The sequence below is a fragment of the Chloroflexota bacterium genome (assembly GCA_026706485.1).
Classification (GTDB): Bacteria; Chloroflexota; UBA11872; order UBA11872; family UBA11872; genus JAJECS01.
Genome location: JAPOYR010000004.1, coordinates 176,755 through 203,186, shown reverse-complemented (window position 1 = coordinate 203,186; position 26,432 = coordinate 176,755). Strand labels below are relative to the sequence as shown.

Here is a 26,432-nt window from a genome sequence, read left to right as displayed (position 1 = left end):
TAATTGGCTCCCGGGCCACCCCGGGTTCTCCGCGCCGCCGAGTCCCAGCGTCGCGACGACGGCGGGCTCGTTTGTTTGCTGGAGGCTCGTCCGCGCATGCGCTCACGACGTTGGTTAACCCTCGGCATCGGCGTCAAGCGCTACATCCTCCTCATCTTCGCCGGCACGGTCATCCTGGCGCTAGCGCTGGCCATGTTCCTGGCCTACGTCTACCGCACCATCGACGTGCCGGGACCGGCCGGCTCGGTGGTCTACTACATGACCCTCCAGTTCATCGAGCATCCCTTCCGATCGCTGGTGGTCGGCGGGTTGGGGCTGGCGGGGGTCGTCGCCGGCGGGTTCCTTCTGGGGCGCACGGTGCTTTCGGTGGTCGTGAGCCCCGACGACAACATTGCCGAGACCCTCTACCAAAGCCGTCGGCTGCAGCGCGGTCCGCGCATCGTGGCCATCGGCGGCGGCACGGGGCTCGGCATCCTGCTGCGAGGGCTCAAAGAGCACACCAACAACATCACCGCCGTGGTGACAGTGGCGGACGACGGCGGCAGCTCGGGACGGCTGCGGGAGGAGTTTGGCCTGGCCCCGCCGGGCGACGTGCGCCAGTGCCTGGCCGCCCTGGCCGATTCCGAGTCGTTGATGAACGAGGTGATGAACTATCGCTTCAGCCGGGGCGGCGGACTCCAGGGGCACAGCCTGGGCAATCTGCTCATCGCGGCGACCACCGAGCTCAAGGGCGGGCACTTCGAGGACGGCGTGCGAGCGCTCAGCGACGTGCTGCGGGTGCGCGGGCGCATCCTGCCCTCCACGCACTCCGACATCCGGCTGGTGGGCGAGCTGGCCGACGGGCGCATCGTCCGCGGCGAGTCCAAGCTGCGGTCGTCCGGCCAGCCCATCTCGCGCGTATTCATTGAGCCGCGGCACGTGGCGGCCAATTCGGCGGCCATTCAGGAGATCCTGGCGGCGGACATGGTGGTGCTGGGTCCGGGAAGCGTCTTCACCAGCGTGATTCCCAACCTGCTGGTGGGTCGGCTGACCACCGCGATCCGCGCCTCGCGCGCCGTCAAGGTCTATGTGTGCAACGTGGCCACCGAGCTTGGAGAGACGGACGACTTTGGACCCGCCGAGCACGTCTACTGCTGCACGCGGCACGTCGGGCCCGATCTGTTCCAATACATGCTGGGCAACAGCAACACGCAGGTTGAGCTGCCCGAGGGCAGCGGCACCCGGCTGGTCACCTGCGATCCGGCCACGCAGGTGGAGCTGCTGGACGCGGGCGTGCAGGCGGTGCTGGCCGACGTGGTGGACCCGGCGGCGCCGCATCACCACGAGCCGCACGCGCTGGCGGCGGCGCTGATTGACCTCTACGAGCAGGCCTCGCAGAACAAGGCCACGCTGGTCGCGCTGGCGGAGACGCGCTAGACCGTTCGCCGCGCGGTGAACGCCGCCAGGGCGCCCAGGGCTTCGCCGCCCCAGGCGCTGAGCGGCACGTCCGAGAGAAGATCGCGGGTCACGGCGTGATACTCCTCGGCCAACGATTCCGCGTAGGCGCGTGAGCCCGACCGCTCGAGCAGCGCGACGATCTCCGCGGTGTCCGGCGGAACGTCCAGATCGGCGAGCGCGGTTCGCAGGCGGTCGCGGTCGGCCGGGGCGCCCTCGGTCATCGCGTGCACGATGGGCAGGGTCTTCTTGCGTTTCTGAATGTCGCTCTCGACGGATTTGCCGGTCGCGTCGGGGTCGCCCCAAATGCCCAGGAAGTCGTCGCGAATCTGAAAGGCGGCGCCTAGCGCCCGGCCGGCCTCGCGCACCGCCTCGCGCACCGTCGGATCGTTGCCGGCGAAGACCGCGCCCAGCTCCATGGACGTGCCGATTAGCGCCGCGGTCTTGAGGTCGATCATGCGCAGATAGTCCTCGACCGTCACCGCATCCTCGTCCTCATAGGCCATGTCCAGGTATTGCCCCTCGGTCATGCGTCGGCAGCCCAGGGTCAGCACTTCCACGGCGTCGCGCGCGGCGCGGGCGTCGTGCGGCGTGCCCGCCCGCAGGACGCTGAGCGTGGCGAGCACGTGCATGAAGTCGCCCGCGTCAATGGCCTTGGCTTGCCCCCACACCGCCCACACGGTGGGGCGGTGGCGCCGCAGGAGATCGTTGTCCATCACGTCGTCGTGCACCAGCGAGAAGTTGTGCAGCAGCTCCACGCCCGCCGCCGCCGGCAGCGCCGCCTCGACGTCGCCGCCCAGGGCCTCGCAGGTGAGCAGGCACAGCGTGGGGCGCAGCGCCTTGCCGCGATTGGCCTGCACCGGGTGGCCCTCTGCATCGACCCAGCCAAGCTGATAGCGCGCCATGGTGGCCAGTGGCGAATCCAAGCCGTTGAAGACCGCTCGCAACGCGGCGTCCACGTCGTCCCGGTAGCGCTCGAACAGCTCGGCCGGCGCGGCGGCGCTGGTGGTCATGGAAGGCCCACGTGCAGGGGAGGCGAGTGCTCGATCGTGCCGCGCGCCAAGCACCGAGGCAAACCGCGTCTCGGCGCGGCGAGTTTGCCGGCCTCCCGTTCGCCCTGAGCTTGTCGAAGGGCGTGGTTCGACAAGCTCACCACGAACTGGCACGAGGGCTCACCGCGAATGGATTGGCGGCAGCGCGATACGCTCCGAGCGGCGGCGATCACAGGCGGAAACTAATCCGGTACCGATGAATATTCGCGGATCGACGGCCTTGGTGACGGGCGCCACGGCAGGTATCGGCCGCGCGACGGCCATTGCCCTGGCGCGGGCCGGTGCGCGCGTGATCGCCACGGGGCGCGATCCCCAGGCGCTTGCCGCGATCCGCGATGCCACCGGCGGCACGGCCGTAGCCGCGGACCTGGCGGACCCGGCGGACATCGAGCAGCTGGCCGCGGCGGCGTTGGGGGAACCCGCGCCGGTGGACATCCTTGTCAACAACGCCGGCATCGGCTGGGAAGGACCGTTCGCCGCGATGCCGCCCGACAAGATCGACGACTTGGCGGCGGTGAACCTGCTGGGCGCGGTGCGGCTCACGCGCGCGCTGCTGCCGTCCATGCTGGAGCGCGGGCGCGGCCACATCGTGAACGTCGCGTCGATCGCAGGGCACGTGGGCGTCCGCGACGAGGCGCTCTACGCCGCCACCAAGGCCGCCCTGCTCGCGTTCAGCGAGGGCCTGCGCTACGAGGTCCAGCAATCCGGTGTGCGGGTGTCAACCGTGTCGCCCGGCGTCGTGGACACGGAGTTCTTCGCGCGGCGCGGCAGCCCGTTTCGCCGCCGCCGCCCCCGACCCATCCCGCCGGAGCGCGTGGCCGAGGCCATCGTGCGCGCCATCGAGCGCGAACGCGACGAGGTCGTCGTGCCCGGCTGGCTGCGACTCCCCATCTGGCTCCACGGGGTGTGGCCAGGGCTCTACCGGACGCTGGCGAGGCGGTTTGGGTAGGGCCAGACAATCCGGACGGCGAGTAAGATACGGGCCTACACACGGTATGGAGACTTGTTCATCGTGAGCGCTGTGCGGGATGTGTTGCCGAACATTCGCGAGCTCATCGAGCGCTATGAGGGAATGGGCATCACCGAAATGGAAACCAGAGCCAGCCTGATCAACCCATTGCTCAACGCTCTTGGCTGGCGCGTCGGGGACCTTGAGCAAGTTCGGCAGGAATACGGTTTCCAAGGCTCCGACAGCCGAGTTGACTATGCACTGATGGAGGCTGGAAAGCCGAGCCTCTTCGTGGAGGCCAAGGCGCTGGGCAAGAACTTGGGCGATCAAAAGTGGGCAAGCCAGATCGTGAGCTACGCCACCATGGCGGGCGTGGAATGGGTCGTGCTGACCGACGGCAACGACTACCGCATCTATAACACCCACGCGCCCGTTCCGGTGAGCGAGAAGCTCTTTCATGCCGTTCGGGTGACTGATGACAACCACAGCGTCAGTGAGGTTCTCGATTTGCTATCCCGCAGCGGGCGACCCAAGGACCGGCTGAAGGCACAGTGGCGCGCGCAATTCGTTGACCGGCAGGTGCACAAGGCGCTGAATAGGCTGTTCGGCCGCGTGCCGGATGAATCCTTCGTGCGCTTGCTGAGAGAGGGCGAGGCCGAACTGACGGATGAGGATGTGGCTTCAAGTCTGCGTCGGGTGCGGGCGCACTTCGAGTTTCCGCTGGTGCACGGCGGCGTGCCCGATCCCGAGCCTGAGCCGAAACCCAAGCCGAAGCCAGTGGACGCGCAGCCGAATCGTGTAACTTCGCGACTCGTTCGAGTTCGGCACCTCATTGCTGAGGGGATCATTCAGCCGCCGCTCGAATTGCAGAGTAGGTATCGCGGACAGGCCTACACGGCGCGGATAGAAACCGACGGCAGCATCAAGTTTCAGGAAAGGGTGTTCCAGTCGCTGTCACTTGCCGGAAATGCGGTGTGGCTTGCTGGCGGCTATCGCGGCAAGGGCCCTGCTGCTAACGGTTGGAACTTTTGGCGATTCACCGATTCCGACGGCCAAGTCAAGAAGATGGATGTCTTGCGCCAGCGGTACTTGTCTGGGGGCGGGTCCGATGGGTCGTGAGCACCGCCGCATGCCGGAATCAGGCATTTCATCCACGGGGCGGACCACCTTGCCGAAGGCAGTTCGGGAAGCCCTGGGCGTTGGACCAGGAGACCGCGTGCGCTATTTCGTTGTGGATGGCGAGGTGCGCATCCGTGCCGTGCGTCCAATCCAACATCTCTACGGCGTGCTCAGCCACGATGGTCCGCCGGTGACGCTGGACGACATGCAGCAGGCCGTCGTCGACGGTGCGACGGATCGGTAGGTCCAGCGCCGGTTGACAGCGGATCCTGGATTCCGGCCTTCGCCGGAATGACGGAGGGGGGCGTTCACCGCCTACACTCCTGCCCAATACCCGATTCGGAGACCACCCCATGGACCTCACGCGTGACGTGCCGCGCAGTCCCTATGCCTCGCTGGGCGGCATCGTGTTCTTGCCGCGCGCCATCGACAAGGCCCGCGCCGATGCGGCCGGCGCCCTGGGCGAATACCTGTCGCGGCACGGGTTTTCCGTCGAACTGTTCGAGTTCCTGGGCATCGAGGTCGACGACTTTCACACCGCGGTGGCAGCGAACGCCACCGACGCCGAGATGCTGGCGTGGGTCCAGGCCAACATGACCGAGCGGTCGGACGACGAGATCGCCGCCTGGAACGAAATGATGATGACTCGCGGGCCGCCGACGCCGGAGTGGGAGGCCTGGTACCGCGAGTTCCTGGATAACATCGGCCACGGACATCGCACCGACGTGACGCGGCACTTCGACCGGCTGGACCTGGACGAGGGCCGAGACGTGCCGCTGGGAGGTCGCCGCTAGGCGGTGCTCTTGACCCTCACCCTAACCCTCTCCCTGGAAGGGAGAGGGAACCGGACGGTCACTGCCTACTGGTCCACCACCGAGCCGTCCACGTGCAGCCGCGTGTGCACCTCGCGGGGCACGTAGGGAACCTTGGTGCGCGCGTCGGGCTTCAGCTCCACGCCGATGCCCGGGCGGTCCGGAATCAGCAGATAGCCCTGCCCGTCGTGCTCGGCGATACCCGTCACCATGTCCCGCTTGGGGAAATCGTCCTCGCCGCTGGGATATTCCACCAGCGCCAGGTTGGGAATGCAGGCCGCGACCTGCAATGACGCCGCCGTGCACACCGGGCTGAGCGGGTTGTGCGGCACCACGCCCACGTGCTGCGCCTCCGCCAGCGCGGCGATCTTCTTCATGGCCGTGATCCCGCCCACCACGCACACGTCCGGCCGCACATAGCGGGCCGCGTTGCGGCGCAGCAGCATGTCGAACTCCCACAGCGACGTGAGCCGCTCGCCGGTGGCGATGGGCACGGCGGTGTTGGCCGCCACGTAGGCCATCTCGTCCAGGTTGTCCGGCATCACCGGGTCTTCGAAGAAGAACGGGTGGAACGGCTCGATGCCGCGTCCCAGCTGCACCGCCTCCGCCGGCGTCATGCGGCGGTGGATTTCGATGCACAGGTCCACCTCGTCGCCGACCAGCTCGCGGTACTGCCGCACGGCGTCGATGGCGTCGCCGACCTTGCGGGCGTGGGTCTGGAAAAAGGGCCGCTCGTAGGGCTCGTCGAGGAATGGCGTGAGGTGCCCCACGGCGGTGAAGCCGGCGTCGCGGGCCTCGGCGATGCCGCGCAGCAGCTTCTCGCGCGTGTCGCCGAAGACGTGCGCATACACCCGGGCGCGGTCGCGCACCTGTCCCCCGAGCAGCTGATGGACGGGCGCGTCGAAGTGCTTGCCGGCGATGTCCCAGAGGGCGATGTCGATGGCGCTGATGGCCGCCATGACCGCCGAGCCGCGAAAGGCGCTCCAGCGATAGAGGTATTGCCAGTGATGCTCGATCCGCAGCGGGTCCTTGCCGACCAGGTAGCGGGCGAACTTCTCGATGGCGGCTTCCGAGGCTTCCAGGAATCCCCAGGCGCCGGCCTCGCCCAGACCCGTGAGCCCGCTGTCGGTCTCAATCTCGACCAGCAAGTACTGGTCGAGCCGAATGGATTCGACGCGGCGGATGCGCATCACCGGGATCGCGCCTTTTTCGGCCTAGTCCCCGCCGGCGCGCGGCTTGGGCAGGAAGCGCATGATGGCGCCCGCGAGGTTGGAGAGCGGCATGCGCTGCAGCCAGACCTTGCCGGGCCCGGTGACTGTGGCGAGAAACAGTCCCTCGCCCCCGAAGAGCATGTTGGTCACGCCCTTCACCCGCGTGATGTCATAGGTGACGCTGGGCTCGAACATGGCCAGGTGGCCGGTGTCGACCTTGAGCGTCTGCCCGGAGGCCAGGTCGTATTCCTGCACCTCGCCGCCGATGGCCGCGAACATGGTTCCCGGACCGGTGAACTTCTGCATGATGAAGCCCTCGCCGCCGAAGAGTCCGGCGCCGAGCTTGCGGTTGAACGTGACTTCGAAGGTCACCGACTCCTCCGCGACGAGGAAGGCATCCTTCTGCGCAATGATCGACTCGCCGGCGCCCAGCTCGATCGGGATGACCGTCCCCGGAGCTTCGGGCGTGAAGGCCACCATGCCGCCGCCCGATTGGCTGCTGAACTTGGTCACGAACAGGCCTTCGCCGGAGATCATGCGGCCGAACATCCCGCCAAGGCCGCCGGAGCCGCCGGTGTTCATCTCGATGCTCTCGTCCATCCAGGCCATGACGCCCGACTCGGTGAAGACGGTCTCGCCCGGTCCGAGTTGAACTTCGAGGTGCGGTGTGATCGTGCCCTTAATTTGGTATTGCATGGCGCTCTCCATCAGCCGGCGGGACGTAGTCGCATTGTAGGGGCCGCGCGCAGCGCCCTTTGTGGGCTGGGGCACGGTCGGGATCGCAGATTCCGGTGGGGCCGCACGGGTCACCCGACCTTTGGGCGCGGTGCGATACTGCCCGGCATGAGCCTTCGCTCTGCGTCGGGCGATGTTCGCCGGGCGCTTGTGACTGTGGACGTGCGATGACGCGAACCGGCGACGGCACCGCCAGCGATCCGGCGAGCCCCAGGCCCCCGGAGTCGGATACGGACGATCTCGGTCCGCCCGACGACGAGCCGCCGCGCCAGCCGCCGCCCCGCCCGGTGCTGTTCGGGGGCGACATGCGCCTCATCCTGCGCCGCGTCGGCGCCTGGTTGATTGATTTCACCATCGCCTACTTCGTGGTGTATGTGGCCGTGTCCGTCGCCGGCGTGGCCCCGACCGCGGAGGCCACCCCCGAATCCGATCTCACGGGTCTGGTGGTCTGGCTGCTGGCTGTGCCGTTCGTCTATCGCTGGGCCATGCAGTCCGCGCTTGGCTACACGCTGGGTAAGTTGGGCATGGGTCTGCGCCTGGTCGACCGCGACGGCCAGCCGCCGGGGCCCATCGCGGTGCTCAATCGCGAGGCGGTGCAGCTGGTCCTCCTCTTTGCCTGGCAGGTCGTGCCCCAGTCCGCGACGGAGCAAGTGCCGTTCTTGACCACCCTGCTCATCCTCGGTCCACTGGGCGACGTGTACTCCATGTTCCGCCGCCGCGATACCCGCGCCCTGCACGATCTGCCGGCCGGCACCCAGGTCATCCGCGTCGCCCGGGCCGACGCCTACGGCGCCTCGCGCGACGGCCCGCGACGCTGGTCGTGAAGCGCACGCCGATTCGCGAGGGTTGCGGCGGGAGCCTCACATGGCGCGGCTGATCGTCCTCAGTTGCGGCGTCCCCACGCCCATGCCGGGCCGGTGGGGAACGGCCTTCGCCCTGCAGGTCGGCCAGGAAACGTTGCTCGTCGACTGCGGCCCCGCGGCCACCCTCAAGCTCTATCAGGCCGGGCTGCGGGCCACCGATGTCAGCCGGGTGTTCTTCACCCACCTGCACTCGGACCACATGGCCGACTTTCCCTGCTTCCTCATGACGCGGTTCGATATGTCGATCGGCGGCGAGACGCCGTTGCAGGTTTACGGTCCGCCGCCGACGGCCGAATTCACACGCAGGCTCATGGGTCCGGACGAGGGCGTGCTCTGGCTGGACGTGGTCGCGCGCACCAATCACCCCATGAGCATCGGCGCCTACCACAGCCGGGGCGGCGCCGGCGATCGCCCCCCGCCGGAGATGCAGGCCCACGACATCGTGCCGGGGCCCGTCGCCGGCGGTGACGGCTGGTCGGTGTCGGCGGCGGAGGTGCGCCACGCGCAGCCCTATCTCACCTGCCTGGGATTCCGATTCGAGACCGACGACGGCGTGATCGTCTTCAGCGGCGACACCCGCCCCTGCGACGAGGTGATCGAGCTGGCCCGCGGCGCGGACCTGCTCATCATGGAAGCCGTGGCCCTGGCGGGCCGGCAGTGGGAAGGTTCGCTCTTGGCCGAGTCCGACACCGCGGGCTGCGCCGCGGTCGCCGCCGCCGCCGGGGTCAAGCGCCTGCTGGTGAACCACCAACCGCCCTGGCTGGCCGAGCCGCAGGCCCGCAGCCAGGCGATCAAGGAAATCAGTCAGATCTACGACGGCCCGGTGCTCTGGGGCGAGGAGTTGTTGGAAGTCCAAATCGGACCTGACGGATCCGGAGGTTGACATGAACGACGACTGGCAGTCCCTTTCACCGGTCTCCGGCGAGCCCTGGGCATTCACCACCGCGCCCTGGATCGAACAGGAGCCCGGCGTGGTGACCAGCCCGCCGCAGCCGGCGGACGACAGCCTGGCGATTTCAACCGCCGCGGCCTATCGAGACTTCGAGGCCGAGTTCGACTTCCGCTGGGAGATCCAGGGCTCGGACAGCGGCTTCGTGTTTCGCGGACGCCACGCGCGGCACTACTACCTGGTGCACTTTCCCTGCACCGGGCAGCAGTTCCGCGGCGCCCACTTCTGGGCCGCCATATCCAAGGTGGACGCCTCGGGCTGGGCGCGGGTGCTGCGGACCGAAGTCGTGCCCGGCATCCCCAGCGAGATCGGCCTGTGGCACACCGCCAAGTTGAAGGTGCAAGGCCCCGAGATACGTCTCTGGGTAGACGGCCGGGCCTTCCCCGTCGTCACCGACGACACCTACGGCGAGCCGGGCTACGTGGGCCTCGAGACCTACAACGGTCGGGACCCGGACGAGGTCAAGGAGTATTTCGGCGACGCCCGTGCGCGGGTGGGCTCGGGCAACAGCTTCCGCAATGTCCGCATTCGCGGCGAGCCCGCGGCCGCCCCGCCGTGGGACTCGTCCGTCGCGCCCGGTCCGGGCTGGCGGCATCCGCTGCCCGACACCACGCACGGCGCCTATCAGTATGTGGGCGGCCTGGTGCGCCTGGACTCGGGCGAGGTGCTCCTCAAGCTGGCGGCCTTGGACGCGCACACCACCGGCACTCGCACCACTCTGCTGCTGCGCTCGCACGACGCCGGGCGCACCTGGTCAGAACCCGAGGTGCTGCCCGACACGCTGCACGGCGCCACGCTGCACCCAGTCGACGGCGACCACGTCGTCGCATTCCTGATGCAGCACGACCCGCCCTTCGACCTGTCGATGGTCGAATCGACCGACGCCGGTCGCATCTGGAGCGAGCCTTCGAGCATCGGGCGCGTGACGTTCGACGACGATCTCGACATCGAGCATGCCTACTTGTCGAAGGTTGTTCCGCTGCGTGACGGCACCCTGCTGCGCTTCGGGTACAGCGTGGCCGTCGGGCCCAGCATGCACGGCGGTGTGACCCGCGACGGCTGGCGCTATGTCGGCGCTCCCGCGCCCGGATCATTCAGCTTTTGCGTGCGGTCCACCGATGGGGGACGCAGCTGGTCGCCGCCGATTCGCGTGGACGGTCCCAACCCGCGCCCCGGCATGCTGATGAATGCCCGCGAAACGGCCTCCGAAACCTCCGCCTGCGAGGTGGCGCCCAACCGCATCGTGGCGCTGATTCGCCCGGAGACTTCCCCGTGGATGTGGGAGATGTGGTCGAATGACGGGGGGCTCACCTGGAGCCCGGCGACGCGCGGGCACTTCCCCATGTATGCCTGCACCGACGCCATGACCGCCACGGCGAATGGCGCGATGGTCATCGCGGGACGGCACCCGGGCATCGGCGCGCAGCTGAGCCTGGACGGCGGCATGAGCTGGCAGGCCACCCGCATCGACACGCCCTTCTACGCCAACGGCGCCACGGTCGAGGTCGAGCCGGACGTGGTGCTTTACGTCTACGACGGCAAGTACTCGGACGCCCGCGTTCGCGCCCAGCGCCTGCGCGTCACGCCCGAAGGGCTGGAGCCGGCCGACGCCTAGAGCCGAACCACGACCCCGTCCGCCGCTGAGCGATACGCCGCGTCGATCACACGCTGGACTTCAAGTCCCACCTCGCCGGTCAGCACCTGGCTGTCCGGGCGCGTGACTCCGGAGGCGAAATCCTCGATCAGCGGCAGGTCGTGCAGCTCCGGCGCCGGGCGCGTCTCGCGCCGACGCTGCCCGTGCTGCGTCACGAAGCACTCGTCGCCGCGCGCATAGGGCACGTTGATATAGCCCTCGGTGCACCACACCTCGTAGTCCCCGCGCGCCGGATCGATGCCCCAGATCGAGGACAGCGTGGCCTGCACCCCGGAGTCGTAGTTGACGATGAGCGACAGCACGTCTTCCACGTCGCCGGCGACGCGTCGCCGGTCGCTGAAGGTCGCCACCTGCCGCGCCGGCCCCGCCAGCGACGTAAATGTCTGCAAACGGTGGCTGCCCAGGTCCATCAGCGGTCCGCCGCCGCCGACGGCGCGGATGAGGCGCCATGATTTGACATCGTCCAATGGCGGGTTGTAGGACGACGACGCGTTGCCATGCAGCGCCGTCAGCTCCCCCAGCTCGCCCGAGGCCACCAGCTCGCGCACGAAGGCGTTGATCGGGGTGAACTGGTGGTAGTAGGCCACGCCCAGCCGCACGCCGCGTTGCTCGGCGCGTTCCACCATGGCCTCCGCCTCGGCGGCGGTGGCGGCCATGGGCTTCTCGACCAGGACGTGCAGCCCGCGATCAAGCGCCGCCAACGCCTGCGCGGCGTGCAGATGCACCGGCGTCGCCACGTAGACCGCGTCGATAGGCGCCTGCCGCAGCATCTCGTCGTAGTCGGTGAATGCCCGCGGCACGTCGAATGCTTGCCGGTGCCGTTCCAGGGCATCTGGATCGCGGCGGCAGATCGCCGTCAGCTCGCCGGCGGCGTGCGCGCGAATGGCCGGGGCCACGGCCTTGGCCGCGATGTCGCCGAAGCCGACGATCCCCCAGCGCAGCATCAGGCGCTCGGATTCGACTTGCGTCGCGCTCCCGACCTCGTCATGCCGAGCGTCCCTCGTCGGTCACGCCGAGCGCCCCTCATCTGTCATTCCGAGCGCAGCGAGGAATCTAAGGGGCAACGGAAGAGGCGCAGCGCCCTTCGATTCCTCACGTTCATTCGGAATGACAGGAGGACCACTCCGAGCCTCACGCCAGCCGGCGCGGCTCCGGCCAGCCCGGCTACCCCCCGATCGCGCGCCACATCCGCAGGCCGGCGGGGCCGACCACCAGCACGAACAGGGGGTCGATGAACGCCCACAGCGTGCCGTTGCCCTGGTCGGTGAGCGCACCGAACCAGTTCCAGAAGAACCACAGGAACAGTCCCAGCGCGGCGTAGAAGACGACGTTCACTTCCAGCGAGGTTCGCGCGTCCGCCTCTTCGGCGTCCATGCGCCGTTTCCGCGCGTAGCTCCCGATCAGCACGATCACTGCGCTCACGGCCATGAACCAGTTCAAGACCAGCCACGCAGTGAACGGCTCATCGCCGCCGGGGTGATAGAGCGGCGTGATGATGAAGTGCACGCCCACGGCCAGGGCCATCAACACCTGATAGGCCGCGACGATCCGAAGTGCGATTTGTCTAGGCACCGCCATCCTCCCCGCTATGAACGACTGCCACGCGGCCTGCCGCTACCGGATGCGGGCCGACACCGTGGCCTGCTGCAACGTGGCCCAATGTAGTGGATGGCACCAGGCCTGTCTCGCCGCCGGAAGCGGACCGCCCGGGCCCTGGTTCCCGCGTCCGGCACGCGATAGTGCCCGTCGAGTCTGTGGGAGCCTTGCCAGAGTTTCTCCGCGCCAGCCTGTGCGACGCTAAGCAGTCTCGCGCCGTGGAGCCCCAATGCAACCCCAGAACCTGCTCGTCATCATGTCGGACGAGCACAACGCGCGCGTGCTCGGCTGCGCCGGGCATCCGCTGGTCCAGACGCCGCATCTCGACGCGCTGGCGGCCCGCGGCACACGCTTCACCAACGCCTCGTGCAACATCCCCATCTGCGTGCCGTCGCGGGCCAGCTTCCTCACCGGGCGCTACGGCCACGAGATTGGCGCCTGGGATAACGCCATGCCCTATACCGGCGACGCGGCGCCAAGCTGGGGCCACCGGCTGGGCGCCCTCGGCCGCCAGGTCACCACCATCGGCAAGCTGCACTACCGCAACACGCGCGACGACATCGGCTTGCCGGACCAGCGCCTTCCCTTGCACGTGATGTTCGAGCGCGGCGACGCGTTCGGCTCGATTCGCTGGAACATGCCGCGCGCGCGCCGCCAGCTCGAGAACGTTCACGCCGCCGGGCCGGGCGATTCGGAATACCTGCGCTTCGACGCCGCCATCGCCGACGAGGCCTGCACCTGGCTGCGGGACGAGTCTGGACGGCACGAGGAGCCCTGGTGCCTCTTCGTCTCCTTCACGCTGCCGCATTTTCCGCTGATCGCGCCGCCGTCCGACTTCGCGCGCTACCCACTGCACGACGTGCCGCTGCCGATCCAGTGGCAGCCCGACGAATGGCCAGATCATCCGCACGTATCGGCATTCCGCGAGGCGCGGATATTCACGCCCGGCGACTTCCCGGGCGAGGAGCCCACGCGCCGCGCCATCGCCGCCTACCTGGGCATGTGCACCTATCTCGACCGGCAGATCGGCCGCGTGCTGGACGCGCTGGAGGCGCGCGGCCTGGCCGACCGCACCCGTGTGATCTACACCAGCGACCACGGCGAGACCCTGGGCGACTACGGACTCTGGGGCAAGAGCGTGATGTACGACAGCGCGGTAGCTGCGCCGCTGATCCTGGCCGGACCCGACGTGCCAATGGGCGCGGTGCGCGACGTGAGCGTCTCGCTGGTCGACGCCTTTCCGACCATTTGCGAGGGGGTTGGCGTGCCGCTCGAAGCCGCCGACGCCGACCTGCCCGGCATGTCGCTGTGGCCGCTGGCGCGGGGCGAGGGGCCGGCGTCGCGCACGACGTTCGCCGAATATCACGCCAGCGGCTCGGTGTCGGGCGCCTTCATGCTGCGCGACGAGCGCTGGAAGTACGTGCACTTCCACGGCTTTCCGCCGCAACTCTTCGACCTGGCGAACGACCCGGAGGAGCGTCACGACCTGGCGGGCGATCCGGCGTACGCAGGCGATCTGCAGCGCTTCGAGGCGCAGTTGCGCACGATCGTCGATCCCGAGGCCGTCGAGGCCGAGGCCAAGGCGGCCCAGCGCCGGCTGGTGGAGCGCAGCGGCGGCGAGGCCGCTGTCCGCGCCGCCGGCCCGCAGATCAACTTCACCCGCGCGCCGGAGCATTTCCGGTAGGCGAGAAACGTGCTGGATCGGGCGCCACGCTCGCACGGCGCCGAACGGGAGATCCAGCACCATGAGCGCCGGTGTTGGCGGATTCGATGCGTCGTGAGGCCGGCCGCTGTAGCCTCAACGGTCCACCACGTTCGCTCGACCACTCAATCCGCGCCCATGCACCCTGACACGCTCCGCCCCATCACTTGACGATGGGAATCGCTGTCAGACAAGTGGTGGGTTGGACGGCTCGTCTGCTACTGCTGGGCGCGATCGTCTTCTGGTGGGGCGGGTATGTCGCCACTCACCTATTCAGCCTGGCGTTCCCGGACCTGCTTCCGCCGTGGGATCCCACCCTGGGCCGGCTGGATGCCGATAGTGAGGGAACGATCGCGAACACGGTTTCCGCCGTGACGTTGGCGACTGTGACGGGCCTTGCGCTCGCCGCGGCCGCTGTTGGCTTCCGCCGCTCGGCCGGCTGGATCACTGTCGGGGGATGGGCCGCGCTGGCGCTCACGACGGCGACTTTGACCTATATCGAGCTCTTGGTATCCAAGCGAGGTGGTCCAATCTTGGTTGTCGACTACGCGGACGACCTCGGGCTCCCATGGCCTGTCGTGGCGAGTCCGCTGGTCGTCGCTTTTATGCTGGCGATGTGGCTCTTTGTTCGCCGGGGTCTCGTCACGCGGGCAGGCCGCGCGCCACTGACGCTTGGAATCGCCTGTTGGGCGTTTGCCCTCCTGAACGATGCGCTCGAGGCGGGCCTACTCGCCGCGCGAGCGTCGGCACTTGCCCATGTGCTCGAAGAAACCTTGGAATTCAGCGGAGCCCTCCTGATCGGGCTGAGCGCCGTTATCGTCCTGCGCCAGGGCCGTCCGCCGCCATATCCCCTATTCGCCGGCCGCTGGCGCCGTTCGCTCGCGGCGTCGTTTGCGGCACTCGCGGTGCTTGGCGGCCTTGCGGTGGTTTTTCTCTTCCGCGCGCCGCTCGTTGAGGCGCCGGCGCCCTACACGCGTGCTGGCGCCTTCGACGTGACCCTCACCCGCCACGAAGCCGTCGTTCAGGAAATCCGCATGCCCGCCACGCCCGTGCATCGCCTCAGGCTCGTGCTGTCCAACTGTCAGCCATCCGGTCATACGGGAACTATCGCGGTCCGCGCCGCACCCACCGACACGCCCGACCGTATCCTCGCCCAGGGGTCGGTGCAGGTTCCCGCGGGCGATTGCCCCCGCTGGCACGACGTGGAGCTCCTGCCGCCACTCACTGCAGCCGAGGGCCAGCGGCTGGCACTGCAGGTATCGGCCGTGGTCGCCCCGGGTGCCGAGCTCCGCGTGGGCGCCACCAAAGGCGACCGCTACCGGGACGGGCGGCTCTGGGTCAACGGCGCGTTGGCTTGGCCGGATCAGAATCTGGAGTTTGTCGCCTACAGTGCGCCCGAACCCACGTGGAGCAAGCTGCTAGGCATTGGGCGGCTGCTCGCCACCGACTTCCGCTGGTGGCTGCTGGCTGCCGATCTGGGCATCGCGCTTACGGTGATCACCCTCATTCCGACTCTTCTCCTGGCAAGCATCCGCCCGCGCGCTCAAGACGCGCCCGGACTGCCTGACATGCACCGGCCAGCTACCCCATGAACCGACGCACCACCTGGCAACTGGTTGATTGGACCGCGCGGCTGCTGCTGCTGGGCGCAATCGTCTTCTGGTGGGGTGGGTACGTTGCGACTCACCTGTTCAGCCTCGCATTCCCGGAGCTGCTTCCGCCCTGGGACCCCACCCTGAGCCGGCTGGATGCCGACAACGAAGGCACGATTGCGAACTCGGTGTCGGCTGCCGGCTTGGCGTGCGTCACGGCGCTGGCGCTTGCCGCGGCCGCTGTCAGCTACCGCCGCTCGGCCGGCTGGATTGCGGTCGGCGGATGGGCCGCGCTGACCGTGACGTCCGCGGCCTTGACCTTCGAGGAGCTGGCCGAGTTCAAGGACCGCGGACCAATCTCCCTCTTCGACCAGGCCGGACGCACAGGCCTGCCGTGGCCCGTGCTGGTGAGTCCGCTGGTCGCCGTTTTCGTGCTGGCGATGTGGCTCTTCGTTCGCAAGGGTATGAGCGCGCGGGCGGCCCGCGCTCCGCTGACGCTTGGAATTGCCTGCTGGGTGTTTGCGCTCGTGCAGGAGGCGATCGGGCGCTGGATGCCCACCGGTGGCGCGGTGACGCTGGGGTACGTGCTCGAAGAAACCGCGGAGTTCAGCGGGACCCTGCTGATCGGGCTCAGCGCGGTCGGCGTGCTGCGCCATGGCCGCCCGCCGCCGTATCCCCTCTTCGGCGGCCGCTGGCGTCGGTCGCTCGTCGGATCGATCGCGGCGCTGGCCATACTCGGAAGCCTTGCGCTCGCGTTCCTCTTCCGTGCGCCACTGATCGAGGCGCTGGCCCCCTACACGCGTTCCGGCGCCTTCGAAGTGAATCTCAGCCGCCAGGAAGCCCTGGTCCAGGGATTCCGCATGCCGGCCACGCCCGTGCAGAGCCTCGGGCTCCTGCTCTTCAACTGCGAGTGGGAAGGTCACGGCGGAGCGGTCACGGTGCGCGTCACGCCCCTTGACACGCCCGACCGCACCCTTGCCGAGGGGTCGATCGAGGTCCCGGTGGGCGACTGTCCGCGCTGGAAGATGATTGAGCTCCAACCGCCACTCACAGCTGGTGAGGGCCAGCCGCTGGCCGCGCAAGTCGCGGCCGATGTCGCACCCGGCGCGGGGCTTGGCGTTGGCCTGACCAACGGCGACCGCTACGAGGACGGTCGCCTCTGGATCAACGGCGAGCTGGCCTGGCCGGATCAGAACCTGGAGTTTGTCGCCTACAGCGCGCCCGAGGCCACGCTCAGCAAGCTGGCCGCGATTTGGCGGCTCCTCACCACCGACGCACGCTGGTGGCTGCTGGTGGCGGACGCGGTCGTCGCGCTGACGGCAATCACGCTGATCCCACTCGTCCTCGTGGAGAGCGTCCGACCAGGGCCGCTTGGTTTCGGGCGGTTCGCGGCACGCCGAAAGGGGCACCAGCCGGCGGAGTGAACAACCCCGTGGCGCGGCCCAAACTCCACGTCGTTCAGCCGCTGCCGCGGCGCCAGCCGGCGCCGCGAGTCTCGATCGCCCAGGCGAGGCCGAGAACCACCAGCAATCCCGCCGCCAGCACCGCGATCGTCCACAGCCCCAGCCGGTGCACCACGAAGAGATCCGGCCCGATCAGACCATCGACCCACTGGCGGGCCAGCCGCAGGTGGGCGCCGATGAGTGAGAAGTGCGGATTCCACTCGATCTGCTCCGGACGCGCCCCGTGGTCCCAGAGATTGCGCCAGCCCGACTGGTAATCGAACAGCACGCCGAGCACCGACAGGCCGGTCGACCACGCGGCGAGGCCAAGCGTCGCCAGGCGCATGCCCACAGTCGCCGACGCCGACTGAAGCGCCAGTCCCACACCGAGCGCCAGGAACGGCGTGACGGTGGTGAGATAACGAGGTCCCCAGGAGACGCCGCCGAACCAGTCGTCGAACGACCCATAGCCGATAACCGCCAGCACCGTCAGCGCCAGCATGACCAGCCAGACCGGCCGACGCGACGTCGCGCCGAGGATCCCCCACGGCGGCCAGGGGCATGAAGACCAGCAGCCCAAAGCTGGGACTGGCCAGCACGCCGAAGATGCCGATATAGGCGCGGTCCGTCTGCCAGAGGATGGACGCCGTCCGATAGCCGACATCGAAGAAGTCGCCGGTTCGGTAGAGGTTCCAGAGCCCGATGCCCGGGATGGCCACGACAGCCCACGCCGCGGCAAACGCGAACCCGCGGGTTAGACCGACTCGCGACAGCGGTCGTTCGTTCAGCATGCTCAACACGCCGACTGCGGGCGCAAGGACCACGAACTCCGGTCGCGTCAATGCGGCGAGTCCAGCGAGGACGCCGGCAACGGTCCATACGCCAACTCCGGAGCGCGAACCGGTGACCGCGACAAACGCCAAGACGCCGAACAGCGCGGCGAGCGGGATGTTGGCGAGCCCCTGGGCGTAAACCCAGAGGGGGCTGGCAAACGCCAGCACCGTCGCCGCCGCCGCGGCATAGCGGGGTCGCAGGCCAAGATTGCGCCCCAGCAGAAACGTTGCGCCCACCAGCAGGGCGGCGATGGTCGGCCCGTAGAGCAGCGCCGCCACCGGCCGCACCGCGCTCGGCTGGGGAAACGTCGACGACGGGGGCGGTGGCTGCGAGTTGGTCCAGCGCGCAAGGAGCTCGGCCGGCGACATCCCCACCCACGAGAGCAGGCCGTAGCGACCGGTGGACCGGTCCATCGACGGGTGCCGCAGCGTCAGCAGCTGCTCGCGCGGGAACGGCTGCTCGCCAGACAAATCCGGGCTGCCGGATTCAACCAGCGCCCGGGCCGAGGCGTAGTTGGTGATCTCGTCCACGCTATAGGCATGGGCGCCCGAGGAAAGCGCATAGAACAGGCCCGCCAGCAGCACCAGCACCGCCGCGCGAGCCACGTCGAGGCGCGGCGAGCGCTGCTCCATGGCGCCACCGCCAGGGCTCGCGTCAACGGGCGACCGATTCAAGCTCCGCCATCGCGCCGCCAGCGTCACAGTACGCCCGGAGACCAGCATGCCGCGCGGAATCGCTCGCGCAAACGGAAGTCGAATCGGATAGTCGCCGCAACCGACGGTGCGACTGAGTATGGCCGCGCCCGGTCCGCGCTCGCCAGCGCGACGCGGAGACGCCCACCCATGCCGTGCGCTCCGGCTGGTAGACCGCTATCGCCCGGGCGCCCGAGCAGCCTCGGCAGGAGCCCCGCGACCGACGGCCCACGATCGGCAGCCCGACCTAATGGAATATCGCATTGGCTCAATGGAGTATTCCCTTGACAACCGCGAAACATCGAGTCATCCTTTACCAGAAGGGGCTGATGTCTTGGTGGATGCATGGATCTCTCGCTAGCCGCGGATGTCGGCAATATCGACACGGATTCTCTGTTTCGGCGCCTCTATGAGGTCCGCACGCTGATCCCCAGCGGCTATGAGCCCTATTTCCGCGAGCGTGCGCGCTATCTGAGCACGCTCGCCTCCGCGAAGGTGGAGGGCAACCCCCTCGGCTACGAAGAGGCCCGGGTCCTGTTTGCGGGCGAGGGCGATCCGGTCCGACCCGAGGAGCGCGAGCTGACGAACCTGTGGGGCGCGTATGAGCTAATGGAACAGCTGGCGGCGGACCCGACGGTGGGAATCGACCAGGGACTGCTGCGCGCCATGAACTCGCTGATCCTCGAAGGCTTGCCGGAGGAAACCTCAGGGCGCCGTGGGCAGTACCGCACCGGACCCAGTCTGATCGAGGACGCGGAATCGCGCGAGATCCGCTATCGGCCGCCGCCGCCGGCTTGGGTCCCGGACCTGATGGACCGGCTGGTCGCCCACATCCAGCGCTGGACGGCCGAGGAAAACTATCCGGCGCCGATCATCGCGGCGCTGGCGCACGCCGGCCTGGTCTTGATCCACCCATTCGAGGAGGGAAACGGTCGGACGGCCCGTCTGCTGGCCGACATGATCCTGCACCAGGCGGGTTGGTCGGCGGAGGGCATGTTGGTGCTGAATGTGGTGATCTGGCGCAACCGCGACGGCTACTACCAGGCGCTCCGCGACACGCACGGTCTGGACTTCCAGTCCGCGGTCGATGCGACGCCGTTCGCCGCGTTCCACACCGACGCCCTGAGCACGGCCGCCGCGATGCTCGAGCACTTTGTCGTGTCTTTCAAGGGGCGTCAGGACGCCTGGCGGGACGAGTTCGGCACGCGGCTGAACGAACGGCAGACGCTGGGCCTGACGTACATCATCGACACGGGCTCCGTGTCCAGCTCCATGTACGCGCGCCTGATCGGCGCGTCCCCATCCACCGCTTACGCGGACCTGACGCACCTGGTGTCCTGTGGCGCCGCCGTGCGATCGGGCAAGGGACGGAATACGCGCTATGCGGTGAATCCGGACCTCTTGGCCGAACTGATCGCCGCAGCCGAGCGGTCGGGTTGGGCGGATAGGTATACGAGGAAACGCCGCCGGCCCGACTCAGACGGCGGCGATGGCTCGGAGCGGTAGCTCGACGCTGCTGGTGGCGGATAGGCCGCTATCCCACCAGCGCGAACGGCCGGTACGTCCGCCGCGGACGCGCCACGGGACCGAAGCGGTCGTAGAGCCAGTAGGCCAGCGCCTTGATGGCGTGGTTGTCGCGGTCGATGGGCAGCTCCGAAATCGGGCGGTCGTCCCGCGCTTCGTGGTAGCGGTAGCTGCCGAACTCCTGCATCAGCGCGCGGCAGGCCGGCGCCACGGTGACCCGCGGCTCGCCGCTGGCCGGGTCGCGCAGAAACGTGCGCAGCCGGTCGATGCCGTCCTGGATCCGCACCGGGCGGGACCGCAGGCGCAACCCGGCCAGGGCCTGCCAGATCTCGACCTGGCTGGCGCTGGCGTGGTGCTGACGTCCGGCGACGTCGATCACCCCGCCGCTCACGCGCGGCCACCACCAGCGCCGCTTGCACTCGGCGATGACCTCGGCGGCCACCATGCGGCGGTGATAGACCTCGTCGATCACGCGCACGACGCCCGCCGCCTCGGTGACCGCGAGCACGGCATAGGCGCCCGCGTAGCCCGGGTCAATCGCAAGCTCAACAGTTTCGACAGTGGCCGGATCGACGGCGGCCACGTGCCTCGCCGGCTCGAACTCGGGAAATACCAGGGTCGCGGGCGGGCAGGGCACGCCGCCGAACCGCTCCCGAAACACCGCCGCCGGATAGGTCGCTTCGAGTGCCTCGATCTCGGCGTCGGCGCGCCCGCCTGGAAACAGCGCCCGGTTGGACCAGGTGGGGATGGAGAATGACGCCGCGCCGTCGGCGTTCACCACCTGCCAGGCGCTGAAGTGGTCGGCGTACCAGCCGCGCGAGCCCTCGAAGGTGCCGCTCAGCCACAGCCAGCCCCGGCGCTCCGCCACGCGGCCCCGCAGCCGCAGGTAGACCTCATAGGGCAGCTGGGCCGCCTCGCAGCCCAGGATTCCGTCGGGCGCCTCGCCGGCCAGCCGCGCCGGATCGCGGGCCGACTTGGTCACGATCCGCGCCCCGGTGCGCAGCATCAGCCGGCACTGCTCCGAGCTGGGAAAGCTCAGGCTGTCGACGGCGCCAACCGCCCCGAACGCCTCCGCCAGGTAGCGAAACTCGGGACGGCAGAGCTCGTAGTCCGGGCCCACCAGCCAGTAGAGCCGGCCTTCCAGGCAGCGGCCAAACAGCTCCATGGCGGCGCTGCGGCTCTTGCCGGCGCGCTCACCGCCGGCGATCAGGCGAATGCGCGCGGGTGAGTCGTGCGCCTGCCGCTGCTCGGCACTCGGCGCGTAGCCGATGCGCCGCCACAGCGCTTCACGCGCTGTCCACATCTTCACTCAGGCCGCTGCAGAATCCACGGCGTGGCGCCCGGGGGCGGTTCGCGAACCGCCCCTACCAGACTCCGGCACGGGCCTCACGCGCTGTGCGCGAGGCGGGCGCGAATCTCCTCCAGCAGGTTCACGAGCGCGTCCTCGGACGCCTCGGCCGAGCGGTCGAAGGCGTACTGCATCACCAATTCGGTGGCCCAGCGCTCGCCGTCGCGCGCCTTGTCGATGACGGCCGTGCATATCTGATCCGTGTGCTCCTCGGCCAGTTCGCGAAACCGGGACGGGAACTCATGCGGCGAGGGCCGCCGTCTCGCCGCCGTCACGATGCCGCCCTCTCTGCCGCACGGTCCATATCCGCCGCCGCGCCGCCATCTCGGCGCCATAGCTCGCGCCGGACCTCCGGATCGTCCAGCATCTCCTCGCGCAGGATCTCCGCCTGCATCTCCGCCGCGTTGGCGATGCCTAGCTTCTCCTGCATGGCCCAGCGCCGCGACGCCAGCTTGGCCGCCACCAGGTTGGCGGCGTAGGTGCCCTGGGCAATCTCGTCCGCCGGGGCCAGGGCCTCCAGCTTGGCGCGTACCGCGTAGTAGCCGTTGATATCGCGGGGCGACAGGCCCAGCCACGCGGCGTCCTCGTCGCCGTAGACGTAGACCGTCTCCCGCACCCGGTGCTCGACCAGGCGCCAGGCCAGTTGCACGATGCGCTCGAGCGCCTGCTCGGCGTGCCGCGTGATCTGGTTGAACGACAGGCGCGCCGCGTTGATCAGCTGGTTCAGGTAGTAGCCGCTCGTATTGCCGTCGGGCGCGATGCCGAAGAGCACCGTGGGCACGCCCGCCTGATCGATCATCGAACGCGTGAGGGCGATCAGCTCATCCAGATCGGGCGGCGTGCCCGACCACTGCAGCAGGCTCAGATCCTCGCCGGGAAACAGCGGCAGAATCTCGCCCGGCCGGAACTCGATCGGCGGCGGACGGCCGTCGTCGCCCAGCGCGCCGTTGCCGCCGGCGAAGCCGGTGAGCTTGGGTGTCGGATAGGCGTAGAGGTGCACCGCGTTCTGCTTCATCGTCAGCAGCCGGTCGAGGAGCGGCACGAGATGCTCCACCGACGCCAGCATGGACTCGCCGGCCTTGGCCGGATCGCGGCTGGGCGACTGGTTCCCGTGCGCCATCACGTAGGGGACCGCGCCGTAGGCGTGGCGGCCGCGCCGCACGAGATGACCGTCAACGAGGTAGGCGAAGTGCTCGCGGTCCCAATACTCGACCACGCGCACGCTGCCGGCGGCGGCCGCGGGACCCTCGCTCGCCGACTCACTCCCCGCCGGCGCCAGGCGGCCCGACCGGCGGTCTTCCACCAGGCCGTAGCGCCGCATCATGAGCCATTTCGGGCGCTCGGCGATCTCCAGGCAGGCCTCGATCCCGTCGTCGCCGATGAGCGGATAGAAGGTGAGCACGTCCACGTCGCGCCAGGCCAGCGGGAACGGGGCCGAGCGCTTGAAGCGGGTCGAGCGCTCGTTGAAGCCGGCGTCGGTCTCGGGACCGCCGTCGCCGCGGCGCGGATAGCCCGTCCACCGCTCGGGGACGTAGACCAGCTTCATCACGCCGGTACCGTCGGCCACCAGCGCGTCCACGAACATGCCGAAGATGTCGCGGCCGGCGTCGTTCTTCATGCGCCGCAGGGCGGCGGCCGTCCAACGCTCGCGGCGGGAGGCATTCGCCCGGCTCTCCGGCGTCTGGTCGGCCGGCGGCACGCTGATGGTCGGGTGGTTGGCGGTCAGGCTGCCCACGACCCGCTTGAGCTGCTCCCGCGCCAGCGGCGTCCGCACCTCGCGCGTCGTGGCCCGGTAGGCCGCCGGAATGTCGACCGGCTCTTCCATGAATCGCAGCCGCCGCAGCCGCTCGATGCGAGCGTTGCGCCCGCCGAACTCCGTCAGCAGGTGCTGCTCCAACTCTTGAACATAGGACTCGGACGGTGGGGGCAACGCGTCGGGGCGAAGCTCGGACAAAGGGGCCTCCCGGTGTCATTGGCGCCGTGCACGTAGCGCGCGCCGTCGTGCTACAGCCCCTATCCTAGAGCGTTACAATAGTAACTTCCAAAGCTATTTGGTAATCCAATAGCGTCCCACCAATGGCCTATCGAGACGCGGGGTGCTAGCTGTCGGGCGTCTCGCTCACGTCCCGCGCGAGCGGAACAGATCGGCGAGCCGCAGCCGCCAGATGACGAGCAGGTATTCGGCGATGTCCCGCAGGCCCAGCTTGGTCCGTCCGTGGTCGCGCTCGCGGAAGAAGACCGGCTCCTCGACGACGCGGGCGCCGCCGCGGCTCAGCCGGTGCAATAGCACGACGTTGAAGGCGTAGCCGCGCGCGCTGACGCCGCCGACATCCGCCGCCCGCAGCGCCGCGGCGCGAATGGCCCGATAGCCCGCCGTGCAGTCGTGCACGTGCCGCAGGCCCGCCACCCAGCGCGTCAACTGGTTGCCCCATGCCGACAGCAGCCGCCGGCGCAGGCTCCAGCGATCATCGATGCCTCCGCCGGCCACGTAGCGGCTCCCGATCACCACGTCGGCGCCGGCGGAAAGACGGTCCAGCAGACGGTGGGCGTCGGCGGGATCGTGCGAGAGATCGGCATCCATCACCACGATCGCTTCTGTGCCGAGCTCATCCAGCGCGTGGCGCATGCCTCGCACGTAGGCGTGGCCCAATCCGCGCCGCGCGCCTTCCAGGAGATGGACCCGCGGATCGCCCGCAGCGAACGTCTGCACCAGTTCACCGGTACCGTCCGGGCTGCGGTCGTCCACGATCAGCACGGCAGTGTCCTCGCCGGGGTGCAACGCGGTCAGCCGCTCGAGCAGCGGCGTGATGTTGGCTGCCTCGTTGTAGGTGGGGATGACGAAGCAGACGCGCAGGGCAGTCGGGGATGCTGGCATCGCCGCAGCATGCCACCGGACGCCGCCGGCTGCCATGACTTCCAATGGCGCCCGGCCCGAGTTTCCGCCTCGACCATTGAGCTCGCGGGCCAATCCCTAGCCCGAAGCGGCCTCCCTCCGCCGCAGCCACACATCCATGGTGCTCGGCCCCCGATTCGCCCAGGCGAAGTAGGGAATCGCGCGGATGGGCGCCCGACCCCTGGGCGCGCCGTTCGCACGGCTATCGCCCGACACTGACTGATAGAGCGCACCGCGCTCCGGAGTCCCCGGCAACGCGACGGCGGTCGTGTGCAGCAGCGTCATCCCCGGCAGTCGCTCGTCGACCGGCCCGGTGGTGACCGCCGCGTCGTCGGGCAGGGCGAAGGCGTCCTGCTCCAATCCCGGGCGGTCGTGGGATTCGACGCAATAGACCAGGGGTCCACGGGCCAGGGCCACGCGACCGACGTTGGCCGTCACGCGCGGGTCGCTCACGAGGCGACGCGGCGGCATGGGCAGCCGCAGCGTGACCCGGTCGCCTGGGGCCCAGACGCGGCGCAGAGCGGTGTATTCCCCGACGGCCTGCTGGGCCATCCCCTCACCCCAACCCTCTCCCTCACGGGGAGAGGGAGCAGGATCGGAGTCGGCGGGGACTACCTTAAGGCTGGCGGCGTCGCACCACCCGGGCACGCGTAGCCGCAGCTCCACCGGACCCTCCGGCGCCTGGCGCACGGCGAGCCGAATCTCGCCCGACCACGGGTAGTCAGTCTCCACCTCCAGCGACAGCCGGCCCGCGCCCGGCACATCGGCGTCCACCCGGCCCGCCACGAACTGGTGCACCCACAGGGCGCGCTCGGACACGCCGTAGAGGTAGCCCGGCAGGCTGGCAAGCAGGCGCGCCAGGTTGGGCGGGCAGCAGGCGCACTCGAACCACTCCACCCGGGCATGCCCCGCCGATGCGCTGAGCGGGTTGGGATAGAAGTAGTGCGCACCGTCCAGCGACAGCCCCGCCAGCATGCCGTTGTAGAGGGTGGTTTCCACCCAGTCGGCGTAGCGCGCCTCGCCCGTGCCGGCGAGCAGCCGCCAGTTCCACATCACGCCGGCCACGGCGGCGCACGATTCCGCATACGAGTTGCGGTTGGGCAGGTCGAAGGCGTCGCCAAACGACTCGCCGGCCCAGTGCGCGCCCAGACCGCCGGTGACGTAGACCTTCGTCTCGTAGGCGCTGCGCCAGAGCCGCTCCGCCGCCTCCCACAGCGTGCCGTCCTCGAGCTCCAATCCGGCGTCGGCCAGCCCGCACGCCAGGTAGACCGCCCGCACGGCGTGTCCCGCGATCTCCCGTTGCTCGGCCGCCGGCTCGTGGTCCTGCAGATAGCGATATCCGCCCAGCCGCGGCGGCTGCCGACCGCGCTGCTCAAGAAAGAATCGTGCCTGCTCGGCATAGACGTGCCGGCCGGTTTCGCGCGCCAACTCGACCAGCGCCAGCTCGATCTCGGGATGGCCGTCCGCCGTTTCACGGGCATCCGGACCAAACTCGGCGCGGATGTGATCGGCCAGCCGCACGGCCGCGTCCAGCAGCGTCGCCGCGCCGGTCGCGCGGTGGTGGGCGATGCCCGCCTGGATCAGGTGCCCGGCGCAGTAGAGCTCGTGCTTGTTGATGAGATCGGTGTAGCGCTGGTCGGCCCGCTCCAGGGCGAAGTAGGTGTGGAGGTAGCCGTCCGGCTGCTGGGCGGCGGCGATGTCGTCGACCAGCGCGTCCACCTGCGCTCGCAGCCGCCGATCGTCACGGCCCGCCAGCGCCCAGCTGGCGGCCTCAAGCCACTTGTAAACGTCGGACTCGTCGTAGTAGCGCCCCCGAAACGGCGCATCCACGCGGCCCGAGACGCGCCGGATGTTGTCCAGGCGTCCGGTGGCCTCGCACTGCGCATGCTGCGTGGGCAGCGTCACGTCGTAGAGCCGGTCCAGCCAGCCGCGCCAGAATCCGTCCCCGATCCACACGGCCCCGATCGGCACCGGCTGGACCGTGACTCCGGGCGTGCGGCGGGTGTCGGTGACGACGGCATTCATCGTGCG

Annotated in this window: 23 protein-coding genes; 12 read left to right on the top strand and 11 right to left on the bottom strand. The window is 69.1% G+C overall.

Annotated elements, in window-relative coordinates:
* Positions 1 to 96 precede the first annotated feature (96 nt).
* Entirely contained in the window at positions 97 to 1,416 is a 1,320-nt protein-coding gene (locus OXG79_03480) for a YvcK family protein (protein ID MCY3782830.1), read from the top strand.
* Here OXG79_03480 and OXG79_03475 read toward each other — a convergent pair.
* Complete coding sequence (locus tag OXG79_03475) at positions 1,413 to 2,447, bottom strand: polyprenyl synthetase family protein (protein ID MCY3782829.1); 1,035 nt, start codon at positions 2,445 to 2,447, stop codon at positions 1,413 to 1,415. The genes OXG79_03480 and OXG79_03475 overlap by 4 nt on opposite strands.
* A gap of 235 nt (positions 2,448 to 2,682) precedes the next feature.
* Here OXG79_03475 and OXG79_03470 point away from each other — a divergent pair, with 235 nt between their 5' ends.
* From OXG79_03470 to OXG79_03455, 4 genes are all read left to right on the top strand, one after another.
* Positions 2,683 to 3,435 (top strand): SDR family NAD(P)-dependent oxidoreductase, encoded by a 753-nt coding sequence (locus tag OXG79_03470; GenBank protein ID MCY3782828.1) that lies wholly within the window; start codon positions 2,683 to 2,685, stop codon positions 3,433 to 3,435.
* A 63-nt stretch (positions 3,436 to 3,498) separates the two neighbouring features.
* Positions 3,499 to 4,554 carry a type I restriction enzyme HsdR N-terminal domain-containing protein gene (locus tag OXG79_03465; protein ID MCY3782827.1) on the top strand — a complete coding sequence of 352 codons (1,056 nt, stop codon included), beginning with the start codon at positions 3,499 to 3,501 and terminating at the stop codon, positions 4,552 to 4,554.
* 10 nt (positions 4,555 to 4,564) lie between these two features.
* The gene (locus OXG79_03460) at positions 4,565 to 4,798 is read left to right on the top strand and encodes an AbrB/MazE/SpoVT family DNA-binding domain-containing protein (GenBank protein MCY3782826.1); all 234 of its coding nucleotides are present in this window, start codon (positions 4,565 to 4,567) and stop codon (positions 4,796 to 4,798) included.
* Between the two features lie 109 nt (positions 4,799 to 4,907).
* Entirely contained in the window at positions 4,908 to 5,348 is a 441-nt protein-coding gene (locus OXG79_03455) for a DUF5069 domain-containing protein (protein ID MCY3782825.1), read from the top strand.
* Positions 5,349 to 5,413: 65 nt separating this feature from the next.
* Here OXG79_03455 and OXG79_03450 read toward each other — a convergent pair whose 3' ends face one another.
* The gene (locus OXG79_03450; GenBank protein ID MCY3782824.1) at positions 5,414 to 6,556 is read right to left on the bottom strand and encodes a mandelate racemase/muconate lactonizing enzyme family protein; all 1,143 of its coding nucleotides are present in this window, start codon (positions 6,554 to 6,556) and stop codon (positions 5,414 to 5,416) included.
* Between the two features lie 24 nt (positions 6,557 to 6,580).
* Positions 6,581 to 7,273, bottom strand: a complete 693-nt coding sequence (locus OXG79_03445) for a TIGR00266 family protein (GenBank protein MCY3782823.1) — start codon at positions 7,271 to 7,273, stop codon at positions 6,581 to 6,583.
* A gap of 206 nt (positions 7,274 to 7,479) precedes the next feature.
* Here OXG79_03445 and OXG79_03440 point away from each other — a divergent pair, with 206 nt between their 5' ends.
* The 3 genes from OXG79_03440 to OXG79_03430 are packed head-to-tail and all read left to right on the top strand — an operon-like array spanning position 7,480 to position 10,739.
* Positions 7,480 to 8,136, top strand: coding sequence for an RDD family protein (locus tag OXG79_03440; protein MCY3782822.1), 657 nt, complete (start codon positions 7,480 to 7,482; stop codon positions 8,134 to 8,136).
* A gap of 40 nt (positions 8,137 to 8,176) precedes the next feature.
* The gene (locus tag OXG79_03435; GenBank protein ID MCY3782821.1) at positions 8,177 to 9,058 is read left to right on the top strand and encodes an MBL fold metallo-hydrolase; all 882 of its coding nucleotides are present in this window, start codon (positions 8,177 to 8,179) and stop codon (positions 9,056 to 9,058) included.
* Position 9,059: 1 nt separating this feature from the next.
* Positions 9,060 to 10,739, top strand: coding sequence for an exo-alpha-sialidase (locus tag OXG79_03430; protein MCY3782820.1), 1,680 nt, complete (start codon positions 9,060 to 9,062; stop codon positions 10,737 to 10,739).
* Here the strand turns inward: OXG79_03430 and OXG79_03425 are convergent.
* A complete protein-coding gene (locus tag OXG79_03425; GenBank protein MCY3782819.1) occupies positions 10,736 to 11,722 on the bottom strand; it encodes a Gfo/Idh/MocA family oxidoreductase in 987 nt (328 codons plus the stop codon). The genes OXG79_03430 and OXG79_03425 overlap by 4 nt on opposite strands.
* 220 nt (positions 11,723 to 11,942) lie before the next feature.
* Positions 11,943 to 12,350, bottom strand: a complete 408-nt coding sequence (locus OXG79_03420; GenBank protein ID MCY3782818.1) for a hypothetical protein — start codon at positions 12,348 to 12,350, stop codon at positions 11,943 to 11,945.
* Between the two features lie 253 nt (positions 12,351 to 12,603).
* On the opposite strand from OXG79_03420, the gene OXG79_03415 reads away from it, so the two are divergent.
* The 3 genes from OXG79_03415 (at position 12,604) to OXG79_03405 (ending at position 17,092) form a co-directional block, all read left to right on the top strand.
* Entirely contained in the window at positions 12,604 to 14,058 is a 1,455-nt protein-coding gene (locus tag OXG79_03415; GenBank protein MCY3782817.1) for a sulfatase-like hydrolase/transferase, read from the top strand.
* Positions 14,059 to 14,249: 191 nt separating this feature from the next.
* Positions 14,250 to 15,668, top strand: a complete 1,419-nt coding sequence (locus OXG79_03410; GenBank protein MCY3782816.1) for a hypothetical protein — start codon at positions 14,250 to 14,252, stop codon at positions 15,666 to 15,668.
* Positions 15,665 to 17,092 carry a hypothetical protein gene (locus OXG79_03405; GenBank protein MCY3782815.1) on the top strand — a complete coding sequence of 476 codons (1,428 nt, stop codon included), beginning with the start codon at positions 15,665 to 15,667 and terminating at the stop codon, positions 17,090 to 17,092. The genes OXG79_03410 and OXG79_03405 overlap by 4 nt, the downstream gene beginning before the upstream one ends.
* 34 nt (positions 17,093 to 17,126) lie before the next feature.
* On the opposite strand, the gene OXG79_03400 is transcribed toward OXG79_03405, so the two are convergent.
* A complete protein-coding gene (locus OXG79_03400; protein ID MCY3782814.1) occupies positions 17,127 to 17,612 on the bottom strand; it encodes a hypothetical protein in 486 nt (161 codons plus the stop codon).
* Positions 17,613 to 18,981: 1,369 nt separating this feature from the next.
* On the opposite strand from OXG79_03400, the gene OXG79_03395 reads away from it, so the two are divergent.
* On the top strand, positions 18,982 to 20,142 hold the full coding sequence (locus OXG79_03395; protein ID MCY3782813.1) for a Fic family protein: 1,161 nt from the start codon (positions 18,982 to 18,984) through the stop codon (positions 20,140 to 20,142).
* Positions 20,143 to 20,170: 28 nt separating this feature from the next.
* On the opposite strand, the gene OXG79_03390 is transcribed toward OXG79_03395, so the two are convergent.
* The 5 genes from OXG79_03390 to OXG79_03370 all read right to left on the bottom strand — a co-directional run bounded on the left by OXG79_03390 (position 20,171) and on the right by OXG79_03370 (position 26,426).
* Entirely contained in the window at positions 20,171 to 21,469 is a 1,299-nt protein-coding gene (locus OXG79_03390) for a hypothetical protein (protein MCY3782812.1), read from the bottom strand.
* Between the two features lie 77 nt (positions 21,470 to 21,546).
* Positions 21,547 to 21,783 carry a hypothetical protein gene (locus OXG79_03385; protein ID MCY3782811.1) on the bottom strand — a complete coding sequence of 79 codons (237 nt, stop codon included), beginning with the start codon at positions 21,781 to 21,783 and terminating at the stop codon, positions 21,547 to 21,549.
* Positions 21,780 to 23,462, bottom strand: coding sequence for a hypothetical protein (locus OXG79_03380; protein ID MCY3782810.1), 1,683 nt, complete (start codon positions 23,460 to 23,462; stop codon positions 21,780 to 21,782). Before OXG79_03380 ends, OXG79_03385 begins: the two co-directional genes overlap by 4 nt.
* Before the next feature lie 165 nt (positions 23,463 to 23,627).
* Positions 23,628 to 24,383 (bottom strand): polyprenol monophosphomannose synthase, encoded by a 756-nt coding sequence (locus OXG79_03375; GenBank protein ID MCY3782809.1) that lies wholly within the window; start codon positions 24,381 to 24,383, stop codon positions 23,628 to 23,630.
* Between the two features lie 96 nt (positions 24,384 to 24,479).
* Positions 24,480 to 26,426 (bottom strand): glycoside hydrolase family 127 protein, encoded by a 1,947-nt coding sequence (locus tag OXG79_03370; protein MCY3782808.1) that lies wholly within the window; start codon positions 26,424 to 26,426, stop codon positions 24,480 to 24,482.
* Positions 26,427 to 26,432: the final 6 nt, after the last annotated feature.

Bases quoted from the DNA above. Each gene is read 5' to 3' on its own strand.
- OXG79_03480 (MCY3782830.1), top strand. From the start codon at position 97: ATGCGCTCACGACGTTGGTTAACCCTCGGCATCGGCGTCAAGCGCTAC.
- OXG79_03475 (MCY3782829.1), bottom strand. From the start codon at position 2,447: ATGACCACCAGCGCCGCCGCGCCGGCCGAGCTGTTCGAGCGCTACCGG.
- OXG79_03470 (MCY3782828.1), top strand. From the start codon at position 2,683: ATGAATATTCGCGGATCGACGGCCTTGGTGACGGGCGCCACGGCAGGT.
- OXG79_03460 (MCY3782826.1), top strand. From the start codon at position 4,565: ATGCCGGAATCAGGCATTTCATCCACGGGGCGGACCACCTTGCCGAAG.
- OXG79_03455 (MCY3782825.1), top strand. From the start codon at position 4,908: ATGGACCTCACGCGTGACGTGCCGCGCAGTCCCTATGCCTCGCTGGGC.
- OXG79_03450 (MCY3782824.1), bottom strand. From the start codon at position 6,556: ATGCGCATCCGCCGCGTCGAATCCATTCGGCTCGACCAGTACTTGCTG.
- OXG79_03445 (MCY3782823.1), bottom strand. From the start codon at position 7,273: ATGCAATACCAAATTAAGGGCACGATCACACCGCACCTCGAAGTTCAA.
- OXG79_03440 (MCY3782822.1), top strand. From the start codon at position 7,480: ATGACGCGAACCGGCGACGGCACCGCCAGCGATCCGGCGAGCCCCAGG.
- OXG79_03435 (MCY3782821.1), top strand. From the start codon at position 8,177: ATGGCGCGGCTGATCGTCCTCAGTTGCGGCGTCCCCACGCCCATGCCG.
- OXG79_03430 (MCY3782820.1), top strand. From the start codon at position 9,060: ATGAACGACGACTGGCAGTCCCTTTCACCGGTCTCCGGCGAGCCCTGG.
- OXG79_03425 (MCY3782819.1), bottom strand. From the start codon at position 11,722: ATGCTGCGCTGGGGGATCGTCGGCTTCGGCGACATCGCGGCCAAGGCC.
- OXG79_03415 (MCY3782817.1), top strand. From the start codon at position 12,604: ATGCAACCCCAGAACCTGCTCGTCATCATGTCGGACGAGCACAACGCG.
- OXG79_03410 (MCY3782816.1), top strand. From the start codon at position 14,250: ATGGGAATCGCTGTCAGACAAGTGGTGGGTTGGACGGCTCGTCTGCTA.
- OXG79_03405 (MCY3782815.1), top strand. From the start codon at position 15,665: ATGAACCGACGCACCACCTGGCAACTGGTTGATTGGACCGCGCGGCTG.
- OXG79_03400 (MCY3782814.1), bottom strand. From the start codon at position 17,612: ATGCTGGCGCTGACGGTGCTGGCGGTTATCGGCTATGGGTCGTTCGAC.
- OXG79_03395 (MCY3782813.1), top strand. From the start codon at position 18,982: ATGGATCTCTCGCTAGCCGCGGATGTCGGCAATATCGACACGGATTCT.
- OXG79_03375 (MCY3782809.1), bottom strand. From the start codon at position 24,383: ATGCCAGCATCCCCGACTGCCCTGCGCGTCTGCTTCGTCATCCCCACC.
- OXG79_03370 (MCY3782808.1), bottom strand. From the start codon at position 26,426: ATGAATGCCGTCGTCACCGACACCCGCCGCACGCCCGGAGTCACGGTC.